Source organism: Almyronema sp. (assembly GCF_052168255.1).
Taxonomy (GTDB): Bacteria; Cyanobacteriota; Cyanobacteriia; order Phormidesmidales; family Phormidesmidaceae; genus Sphaerothrix; species Sphaerothrix epifaneia.
Genome location: NZ_JBQLZL010000059.1, coordinates 1 through 9,222, shown reverse-complemented (window position 1 = coordinate 9,222; position 9,222 = coordinate 1). Strand labels below are relative to the sequence as shown.

Annotated in this window: 8 protein-coding genes; 4 read left to right on the top strand and 4 right to left on the bottom strand. The window is 53.2% G+C overall.

The annotated features are described in order from the left end of the window. Positions 1-16 precede the first annotated feature (16 nt). The 4 genes from ACTS3T_RS13055 to ACTS3T_RS13040 all read right to left on the bottom strand — a co-directional run bounded on the left by ACTS3T_RS13055 (position 17) and on the right by ACTS3T_RS13040 (position 6,089). A complete protein-coding gene (locus tag ACTS3T_RS13055; RefSeq protein ID WP_462935101.1) occupies positions 17-3,541 on the bottom strand; it encodes a Tc toxin subunit A-related protein in 3,525 nt (1,174 codons plus the stop codon). 364 nt (positions 3,542-3,905) lie between these two features. Then, positions 3,906-4,511, bottom strand: coding sequence for a hypothetical protein (locus tag ACTS3T_RS13050; protein ID WP_462935100.1), 606 nt, complete (start codon positions 4,509-4,511; stop codon positions 3,906-3,908). Positions 4,512-4,603: 92 nt separating this feature from the next. Further along, positions 4,604-5,059 (bottom strand): MarR family winged helix-turn-helix transcriptional regulator, encoded by a 456-nt coding sequence (locus ACTS3T_RS13045; RefSeq protein ID WP_462935099.1) that lies wholly within the window; start codon positions 5,057-5,059, stop codon positions 4,604-4,606. 151 nt (positions 5,060-5,210) lie between these two features. Continuing rightward, positions 5,211-6,089 carry a helix-turn-helix domain-containing protein gene (locus tag ACTS3T_RS13040; protein WP_462935098.1) on the bottom strand — a complete coding sequence of 293 codons (879 nt, stop codon included), beginning with the start codon at positions 6,087-6,089 and terminating at the stop codon, positions 5,211-5,213. Positions 6,090-6,254: 165 nt separating this feature from the next. Between ACTS3T_RS13040 and ACTS3T_RS13035 the strand changes: the two genes are divergently transcribed. From ACTS3T_RS13035 to ACTS3T_RS13020, 4 genes are all read left to right on the top strand, one after another. Next, positions 6,255-6,884, top strand: a complete 630-nt coding sequence (locus tag ACTS3T_RS13035) for an NAD(P)-dependent oxidoreductase (protein ID WP_462935097.1) — start codon at positions 6,255-6,257, stop codon at positions 6,882-6,884. A gap of 31 nt (positions 6,885-6,915) precedes the next feature. Continuing rightward, entirely contained in the window at positions 6,916-7,407 is a 492-nt protein-coding gene (locus ACTS3T_RS13030) for an anthrone oxygenase family protein (RefSeq protein WP_462935096.1), read from the top strand. Between the two features lie 55 nt (positions 7,408-7,462). Beyond that, positions 7,463-7,981, top strand: a complete 519-nt coding sequence (locus ACTS3T_RS13025) for a P-loop NTPase family protein (RefSeq protein ID WP_462935095.1) — start codon at positions 7,463-7,465, stop codon at positions 7,979-7,981. Positions 7,982-8,126: 145 nt separating this feature from the next. Beyond that, positions 8,127-9,122, top strand: coding sequence for an NAD(P)-dependent alcohol dehydrogenase (locus tag ACTS3T_RS13020; RefSeq protein WP_462935094.1), 996 nt, complete (start codon positions 8,127-8,129; stop codon positions 9,120-9,122). Positions 9,123-9,222 lie beyond the last annotated feature (100 nt).

Sequence of the window (9,222 nt, the reverse complement as noted above, 5' to 3'; positions counted from 1 at the left end):
CCCCTACTGGCTGGCCTTAGTGGCGATACGTGAAGGTGTACTCGACGTACACAGCAATATCGTCTAGCTGGGAGAGATCGACGCTAGGGTTATCCGCTGGATCAATCGTCAGCCTCCAGGTGTCAAACAGAGAGCGATCGAGCGGATCGCTAAAGCTAGCGTCGTCGGCGTTGCCGTCGCTATCGAGCTGGAACGTGTGAGACACGCCTGCGTTGATAAAGTCAATCCGCAGGTTCAGCCCTGCCACGGTGCTAGCTGCACCCATTGCCTGAATGCGATAGTGCTTCAAAACGGGCTGGGTTTGGTTAGCCGGAAACAGTTCAGGCGCGATCGCCAGTTCGGCTGTGCCCTGACTTTTCAAGAAGAAGAGTTCATCGGCAGCATAAAGCCGTAACGACAGCGCCCGAGCGCCGCTGCCGACAGCGGGCAGCGTTGCTTTGATTTGCTGCTCTAAGCGGGCATCGAAGAAGCCATCGTAGTAAAGCACCATTTGAATATCGAGGATTTGCCCCAGATCAAAGGTGTTGACGGCTAGCGGTAAGTCTAGCTGCCAGAGAGTGGCAATGCCGTTATTTTCAAACAGCCGCAGTTCTCTGCTGTCGAGCTGAAAGACAATGGCGTCTTGCTTAACGTTGTAGTCTGACAGCGGCATGACATCGGCTGGATATGTCTGATTGACGACGGTGCCGTTCTTTTGGCGAAACTGAGACAGACCAATATTGCGTAGCGTGCCGTGAATGCCTTCTGTGCCGTTGAGGCCGACAAAAACCAGCTCAACTTGCTTCACCTTTTGCAGATAAAAGCCAGGATAGCGGCGATCGAAGTGTTCTAGGGTGGTTTCAAAGAAGGTTTGCCCGGTTTGCAAGAGCTGGTTAAAGGCGCTGGGAAACGTATCCGCCAAAGATATAATCTGCTTCATCTGCGCCTTTTTAGACTTGGTGCGGACAGCGTCTAAACTGAAATAGTCCACATCAAGCAGCAGCGCTTCTGAACCGAGCAAGCCATTCAACCGATCTAGCCCATACTCAAATTTGATTTTGCGTAGGTCGCGTCCGGTTTCGGCTTCGTAAGCTTTTTCCATCAGCGTTGCCACTTCAATGGCCATATCTAAATAGCGCTGAGCCAGTCGGCGGGCTTCTCGCGCCAGGTTGTACCACAGGGCCGAGGTAAATTCTCGCTCAGACAAAAAGGCCAGATTTTCCTGAGCGTGCTGAGCCTGAAGCTGGGCGATCGCGACTCGCTGCTCAGCTACGGCTACCCGCGCTTGGGCTTGCTGCACTTGCTGCTGGGCTACCTGGCTGTAAGCATTAGCGGAGTTAACAGCGTGTTGCAAACGAGTAGACTCAATCTGGTTGCTAATTTGAGCGCGGCGATTGGCCAGGTCAAAAAGAACATGGCTGCGGGGTTTGCTATCGGTGCTGTAGTAAGTAGCGTTGTCTACTTTGAGTTTGACTTCGTCGTTAGAAGCTGCTCCGGCCCAAGCTTGTAGGCGAGACAGTTCTTGCAGTTCCGACTTAACGCTGTTGAACTGATCGCGCAGGGCGATCGCGTTGTTGATCTGTACCTGGGTGTAATTAAAATTGGCTTGGGCAACATCGACGCCTTCTTGGGCTTCGTTGACGCCGCGTTGCTCTAGCTCTACCGAAGCGATCGCCAGTTCAGCCTGCTGCGCCATTTGCTGTTCGCGCAGTTCTTCGTTTTCGCCCGTACTTTGAAACTGAATATACATTTGCTCAACCTGCGAGGCATGCTGGGCAAAATAGCGAGCCAGATTTTGCAGATACTCGAAGCTAAAGGGCGGAATATGCACACCCAAGCCGATAAAGTTTAGCTCGTTGTCAATCTTAAAAATCTGGTGTCTGGCTCGCCATAGCGCTATCAGCAGGCGCGGGTTTTCATCAAGATGGGTGGAATTGACAAAGAGGGCTTGAATCGCCGTATTAACGCGCTGGCTCATACGGCTAAATTTGGGACTTTGATAAAGTGGCGAAGAACTGCGAATCGTATTGTTGAGCAGCAGCACGTTTTCGTATTTTTCGCGGGCTTTGCTAAATTCGGAAACGTCGTTGCGGGCTTGGCGATAAAGGCGATCGCCCCAGTCTAGATAAAGCTCAGCCAGTCGCAGCCAGAGGTTGACCACTTCAACGACTTCGTTGAGATAGCGGTAGTTTAAGGTCGATAAATATTCCCGCTCGGCGGCGGCATAGTCTCCTAGCGCTACTAAGCAGTCGCCCATTGCCATGGGAATCACCCAGGCATAAACATGGGTGAGGTAAGCCACCGTGACCGTGTAGCTTTGCAAATAGCCCATCAGCAAGCCGACATCTTGGGTGGTTTGCAAGGTGGTGTAAAAGCGACTCAGTTCGCTAGCCGCGTTGCCATTGAGCTGAATGGCATGGGCTGTTTGCTGGCTATCAACAATCGTCATTTGCTTTTGGGTTTGTCGCTGCCCAAAAGCGGTGGCAGCTAGCAGCTCGACGGGCTGCGCTTCAATCTCAGCCAGATTTAGCTCCAGGGTGCGGGTGGCGACAGGGGTACTGGGCGATCGCGTTATGGTCTCCCGGCTTATGGTGGGGCGGCTAAGGTTGGGGGTGAGAACGCTAGGGGTGCCAGCGACGACCCGTTCAGACGAGGTCAGGGGCGAACGGCTCAGCGGTAGGTTGGGTTCATTTAGCCGAGCAACCGTCGATCGAGTTGGGGTTAGCAGTTCCGTCTCGGCGACGCGGGTATTGGCTGTCACCACAATCGGAAAGACATTGCGTTCTTGCTGCAGGTTGCTGATGGTTTTTAAGGTTTGGTTGGCAGCGGCTTCGTCTTTGCCCCGCGCCTGTATACCCGCGAGCGTGGTTAAAGCGGTAATTTGAGCCTCTGGCTGATCAATCTGGCTGTAGGTTTTGACGCTACGCTGCATAGTTTGTAGAGCCGTTGGGCGATCGCCGCTGCGTTCTTGCAAAATGGCTAAATCGTGCAGCAAAGCCCCGCGCAGTTCGCTGGCCTCTGTTTGCTCCAGCGCTTGCTCAAACAGGCGAGTAGCTGGCTTAAACTGGCGATTTTTGATTAATACACTGGCCTCATCGAGCAGTGTACCAATGGCCGCTTCTCGATCTTTAAGACCCACTTGCTCAAAGGTGGTAAATTGCTTAACTACCTCTGTGGGGAGGTTCACCTTTGACGAGCGAAACTTTTCGGGTAGGGTGCTAGCTGTCACCGGGGTTTGGCTGAGCAGGTTGGCTGAAACCGCTACTAAGGGGTCTGCAATTTGGGCTAGGTCAAACTGGCTGTGGTTAACCAGCGTGCCATTGAGGACGCTAATTTGGGGGCGCAGCGTAGCGGCAATCAGGCCGCGAATGTGGCGATATTTAGCCAGAGCTGAACTGTATTTTCTGGCCATAAGCAACCGATTGGCGATCGCTAGCTGACGCTGAACATTGCGTTCAAAACTGGTTTCAGGGGTGTCAACTTCGTAGTCTACCTGGTCAATTTTGGATAGCGCATCGACGACGAATGAGTAGCGATTCTCAATAAAATATTTCGGTTCCATTTCAAAGCTCCTAAAATCGTCTCCCCGGAGGGGGGTGAATCCAGGCGGTGTCACCGCCTCAGAGCAGCCAAAACTTAAGGCCAGGTTCACAGACGCCTAAACCCGATAGAAAATGTCTGACGAACCCCAGAAACTGAGCTAAGCCAAATCGACAGCGAGGGCCGTCTACAATTTTGCTCAGACGCCGCCGACGGGCTGAGGAGGTCGGCTTAGCTCAGGCGAAGTTTTTTTGCAACCCTCAATTGCGCCGCAAAAATGTCCTCAAAAGGCTTCTAACGTCTTGACTTCTCATGCCTTGAGTATGGAATGCTGCTGCTACCCTGGCAGTACCCCCCTGAGTACCTTTGCGCTGCTAGGGGTTAAGTCATGTTGCGCTGCTTTGGCGGTGGCGCTGCCTCAAAATGTCTAGAGCCATCAGGTGAGAAGCGCCTGAAATCCCCACGCCAAACAAGGGAATTAAGGCTAGGGGATAGGTTGTAATTGTCTCCATCATCGGAACGCGGAGCAGCGAAAAGGTTAAACCCGTCCCCACGGCGACGACAAAGTCAGCCAGCCCAAAAAGGTGAAAGCCCCAATACTTCCAGTTGCTTTTGGGTAGCCCCCAAACTACCAATACCAGCAATCCGGCGACCAAATCGCCCCAGGCGGCGTTACGCACAAAGTCAGCGGGCAACAAATGTTGATGACCATAACTAAAAAAGACGAAGGCTGCTGGAATTCGCCAGAGATGAAACAAGGTGAGGTCATCAAGATCTAGCCCTTGGATATAGCTGCGGAAAGTCGGGGTGCCATAGTAAACGGCGACAGGCCAAAGGATGCCGCTAACCACCAGCAAAGCAAGCCACGGCAGCGACAGCCGACTCAAGTAGCCAAAATAGCTGCCTGCAGCCACCCCCAAGCCCCAAATGCTCAGGGTCAAAAAGAGTTGCCGTTTGATTTGGTGACGTTGCTTGGAAGAAAGAGAAACCATAAAGCCTCCAGTTGTGAGTGAAAATTTGCTGAATTGAACCAAGTCAGCCGTTGCTTTCAAATAAGTGCATATACACTTATTGCCGAAAATTTTTAGCGATCGCTCATCAAAGCTGTTGTTTCAGTGAGCTGAGCCAGTAGCGTTTGCCAGTGGGCTTGTCCTAAGGTTTGCTCTACATTTTTTTGCGCTTGTTGCCACAGGGGCAGCGCGATCGCCAGGATAGCTTCTCCTGCTTGAGTCAGGCTAATGACGCGAGTGCGCCGATCGGAACCTGGCTCAGATTTTAACCATCCCTGGCGCTCCAAAGGTTTGAGGTTGCGGGTGAGGGTGGTGCGATCCATAACCAGGTTTTGGGCTAACTCATTCATCGTGGCTGACTTCGCCAGAGCGACGGCCACAAGAATTGTAAATTGGGTAATCAGCAAGCCGCTGGGTTTGAGACTTTCGTCAAAGTGCTGCGTGATCACCCGTGTTGCCTTGCGCAGGTTGAAACAGGCACAGGTAGAAACGACTTCACCTAGTTCAGCGGGGGAGAGTTGGCTTTCCATAAAGTAAGTGTATATGCACTTATTTGCGCCGTCAAGCGATCGCCCTGACTGCCAATCAACGGCGCATAGCGCTGATGCAACAGGCGATCGCAGATAGAAACCCGCCTGCCCGCTTTCCCCGCAGCACTGGCCGCGCAGCTAGCCGTGATCTTTAACCGGATGCGGCTCTGTACGCCTTGGGGGTGGTACCTGTAAGCTGGCGAAATTGTTTGCTGAGATGGCTGTGGCTGTTAAACCCACACGCCAGGGCAATTTCGACAATGGCCTGGTCACTGTGTTTTAAAAGCCGCTTTGCCCGCTCTACCCGCTGCTGAATCAGGTATTGGTAAGGAGAGATGCCCAGCGACTGCTTAAAAAGACGGCTGAAATGAAATGGGCTGAGGCCGATCAGCTTGGCTAAATCGGCCAGTTTGATGTCTTGAGTTAAATAGGCATCTATGTACGCTAAAACTTGCCGCAGTTGCGGCGGCGGTAAGCCACCTTCGTAGCTAGGTACCTGGGGCTGAGTCGTGGCATGGTGCCGCAGCAGTTGCACCGCTAAAACATTGGCTAACGAGTCTATATATAGATGTTCGCTGGATGGGGTCGGGTTCGTTTCGTTGAGAAGCAAAGTGGCGATCGCTGCAATTTGGGGGTTGCGAATTTGAAATTGAGGCTGCAACGTCAGGCAATCGGCATTTTGATTCAGGGTTTCGCTGGCAACGCTTTGCACAAACGCAGCGGTTAGCTGAATCTGCAAAACTTCTTCTTCACCCTGCCAGCGAGCAAAAAACGGTGTATCAGCCGGGGTTAGGGTGGCGTCTCCTTGGCGATACAGCCCGGTGTAGGTTTGACCCGCTTGAGCCTGAAGATAGTGAACCGGGCGCGGTGCCAGAAATACAAACAGCGTATGCTCTGTGGCAAAATGGCAATCTGCTTCTCCGGGCGCGTTCTGGAGGCGTTCAAGGCGAAGGTTTTCCCAGCAGCGCGTTGCCTGAAATTCGGCAGGTGAGGGGCTGCTAGCCGCCTGGAGGGGGCTGAGGTTTTCCATCGGGCGTCTCCCAGAGGTCTGCTGAGCAAAGTCAAGCTGGCGAGCGTGGCTGGCAGCCACGCTGAAAACTGACAGCAAGATTGTACAAGTTACGCAAGAACCTGATAGCTGCAACTCGTTTGCTTCTTTAAGTTATAAAGTGTCATGCTTACAGGAGCAACTGAGATGAAATTATTAATTGTTGGTGCTACTGGGGGAGTGGGTCGTCAGGTGGTGGAGCAGGCGCTGACGCAGGGGCATGAGGTGACAGCTTTTGGCCGCCATCCTGCCAAACTGGCGATTCAGCATCCCAACCTGACGCTATTTCAGGGAGATGTTTTGGCTCCAACTGCCGTCGCCCAGGCTGTGCAAGGGCAGGATGCGGTGGTTTGCACCCTGGGTTCTGGCCAAAAGCTGACGGGAACTGTGCGCTCACAGGGGACGCGGCATATTATTCAAGCGATGGAGCACTCAGGCGTTCGCCGATTGATTTGCCAAACGACGCTGGGGGCGGGCGATAGTTGGGGCAGTCTGAATTTCTACTGGAAATACATCATGTTTGGGCTGATTTTGCGAAACGTGTTTAGCGATCATCAACGGCAAGAAGCTGAAGTCAAGCAAAGCCGCTTGGACTGGACGATTATCCGTCCGGGTGCTTTTGTAACGGGCGATCGCACCGGACAATACCGACACGGCTTTCCAGGTACGGATAAAACCTCACAGCTCAAAATCTCGCGCGCCGATGTGGCTGACTTTATCTTGAAGCAGCTTAGCGATACGGCTTATCTGCACCAGGCACCTAGCCTCTCCTATTGATTGCTAGCAAACCTAGAAGCGAAAGAGCGTGATGACACTAATTGATCACTGGCGTTTGCCGCTGGTACTGTTTACCGCGATCGCCAGCGCCTTAACGGCTGGTATTTTCTTTGCTTTCTCAACCTTTGTCATGCAGGCATTGGCTCAGCAACCCCCCGCCCAAGGCATCGCCGCCATGCAATCCATCAACCTGACGGTGATTAATCCCTGGTTTATGACTGTCTTTTTTGGCCCTGGTTTAGCGGGGTTGGTGCTGTCAGCGTGGGCACTACGCCATGGGGGGCAACCCACCGCCCTTTACTGGCTGGCTGGCAGCTTGCTCTACCTCATCGGCACAATTGGCGTGACGATTGCTGGTAATGTGCCGCTCAATGATGCTCTCGCGGGGGTTGCTGCCGACAGCGTTGAAGGCTCAGCCCTCTGGAGCCAATACTTAAGCCGTTGGACGCTGTGGAACCATGTGCGGACGGTGGCGGCTGGCTTGGCCGCAGTGTTGTTTACCCTGAGCTGCTGTCTTCTGTAGCTGCTAATTTAGAAACTAAACAAAGGGTTAAAGGCAGCCCTTGGCGGAGAAGGCGATGCAAAAGGTTGCGGTATTTGGTAATGCGGGCGGCGGTAAATCGACCTTGAGTAAGCGGCTAGCTGCCATGACGGGTTTACCGCTGATTTCGTTAGATCTGTTGAAGTACAGACCCGGTGGCGGTGAAGTACCCCACGCGGACTTTAAAGCGGCTCACGATCGCATTTTGTGGCAAGACCAGTGGATTATAGAGGGGTTTGGCTCACTCGATACGGTGTGGCCCCGGCTGGAGATTGCCGATACGCTGGTGTATATGGATATGCCTTTATGGCGGCATTATGGATGGGTCACCAAGCGCTTTTTGCAAGGCTTTTTTGTTCCTCCTGCAGGCTGGCCTGATAATAGCCCGCTCTGGCAGGGGACTTTGAATAGCTACGCTACAGTCTGGCTGTGTGATCAAAAGCTCACTCCCCAATATCGGCAGTATGTCAGCCAAGCCAAGCACAGCAAGCAGGTTTATCATCTCCGAACCCTGCTAGATGTGAACCGTTTTTATCAAACGATTGCTGCAGAATAGCGGCTCAGTCGATGAAAGCGGTCATTGATAGCTAAAGACAGCGGCAGATAACAGGCGATCGCCGAGAAAACCGCCGCTGCTATGAAACAATATGGATACCTTGGCCTAGCGCCCATCGTGCCCTTTCTGCTGTAGAAGTCTCCCCATGAAAGCAATCGTCCAGAGCGAGTATGGTTCAGCCGATGTGTTGAGATTGGCGGAAGTTGAAAAACCGACTATCAGCGCTAACGAGGTTTTGGTAAGGGTGCGGGCGGCTTCGGTGGATGCGGGGGTCTGGCATTTGATGCGGGGAACCCCCTTTTTGATTCGCCTGATTTATGGTGGGCTGCGTCAGCCTAAAAACCCTATCCTCGGTGCTGCTTTAGCGGGTCAGGTAGAGGCGGTGGGGCAAGCCGTGACGCAGTTTCAGCCTGGAGATGAGGTGTTTGGAGACTTATCTGAAGCTGGGTTTGGCGCTTTTGCCGAATATGCTTGTGCTCCTGAGTCGGCGCTGGCCTTAAAGCCCGACAACCTGACGTTCACTGCGGCGGCGACTGTTCCGGTTTCGGCTCTGGCTGCTCTGCAAGGGCTGCGGGATGTGGGGCAACTTCAGCCGGGACAAAAAGTTTTGATTTTAGGAGCCGCTGGTGGGGTGGGGTCGTTTGCCGTTCAGCTTGCCAAGATGTTTGGGGCTGAAGTAACGGCTGGATGTAGCCCAGAGAAGGCAGACCTGGTAAGCAAGCTGGGAGCCGACTACGTGATTGATTACACCCAAACCGCTGCCCAAACCAGACAGCCCTATGATTTGATTTTCAATACGGCTGCGTACCGTTCATTTTTTGACTATTTATCGTTACTGACGCCGACGGGCACCTATGTCATGGTAGGCGGCTCTACGGGTAGCTTTTTCCAAGCAATGCTGCTAGGCCCAGTGCTGTCAAAATTAACCCAGCGTCAGGTCAAGTGCTTGGCTTCAACCCCCCATCAGGCAGATCTGCTGACGCTACAGCGGTTTTTAGCAGCGGGTCAGCTTGTTCCTTTTGTCGATCGCACCTATTCCTTGAGTGAAGTACCCACGGCAATTCGCCACCTTGAACAGCGTCAGGTACGGGGAAAAATTGCTATTTGCATTGGATCGAGCCGGGGTGATGGGCTGGGTTGAGTCCGGCTTGGGCGGCAGCGATCGCCGTTTTTGACTTGGGTTTTGATCTGCGACGAGGCGCTAGCCCCTGCAAGCGTCATATCAATTCTCGATTTTGGAT

What these genes read in the sequence shown, in the direction of transcription:
- ACTS3T_RS13055 (WP_462935101.1), bottom strand. Translation starts at nt 3,541, where the DNA reads ATGGAACCGAAATATTTTATTGAGAATCGCTACTCATTCGTCGTCGAT.
- ACTS3T_RS13050 (WP_462935100.1), bottom strand. Translation starts at nt 4,511, where the DNA reads ATGGTTTCTCTTTCTTCCAAGCAACGTCACCAAATCAAACGGCAACTC.
- ACTS3T_RS13045 (WP_462935099.1), bottom strand. Translation starts at nt 5,059, where the DNA reads ATGGAAAGCCAACTCTCCCCCGCTGAACTAGGTGAAGTCGTTTCTACC.
- ACTS3T_RS13040 (WP_462935098.1), bottom strand. Translation starts at nt 6,089, where the DNA reads ATGGAAAACCTCAGCCCCCTCCAGGCGGCTAGCAGCCCCTCACCTGCC.
- ACTS3T_RS13035 (WP_462935097.1), top strand. Translation starts at nt 6,255, where the DNA reads ATGAAATTATTAATTGTTGGTGCTACTGGGGGAGTGGGTCGTCAGGTG.
- ACTS3T_RS13030 (WP_462935096.1), top strand. Translation starts at nt 6,916, where the DNA reads ATGACACTAATTGATCACTGGCGTTTGCCGCTGGTACTGTTTACCGCG.
- ACTS3T_RS13025 (WP_462935095.1), top strand. Translation starts at nt 7,463, where the DNA reads ATGCAAAAGGTTGCGGTATTTGGTAATGCGGGCGGCGGTAAATCGACC.
- ACTS3T_RS13020 (WP_462935094.1), top strand. Translation starts at nt 8,127, where the DNA reads ATGAAAGCAATCGTCCAGAGCGAGTATGGTTCAGCCGATGTGTTGAGA.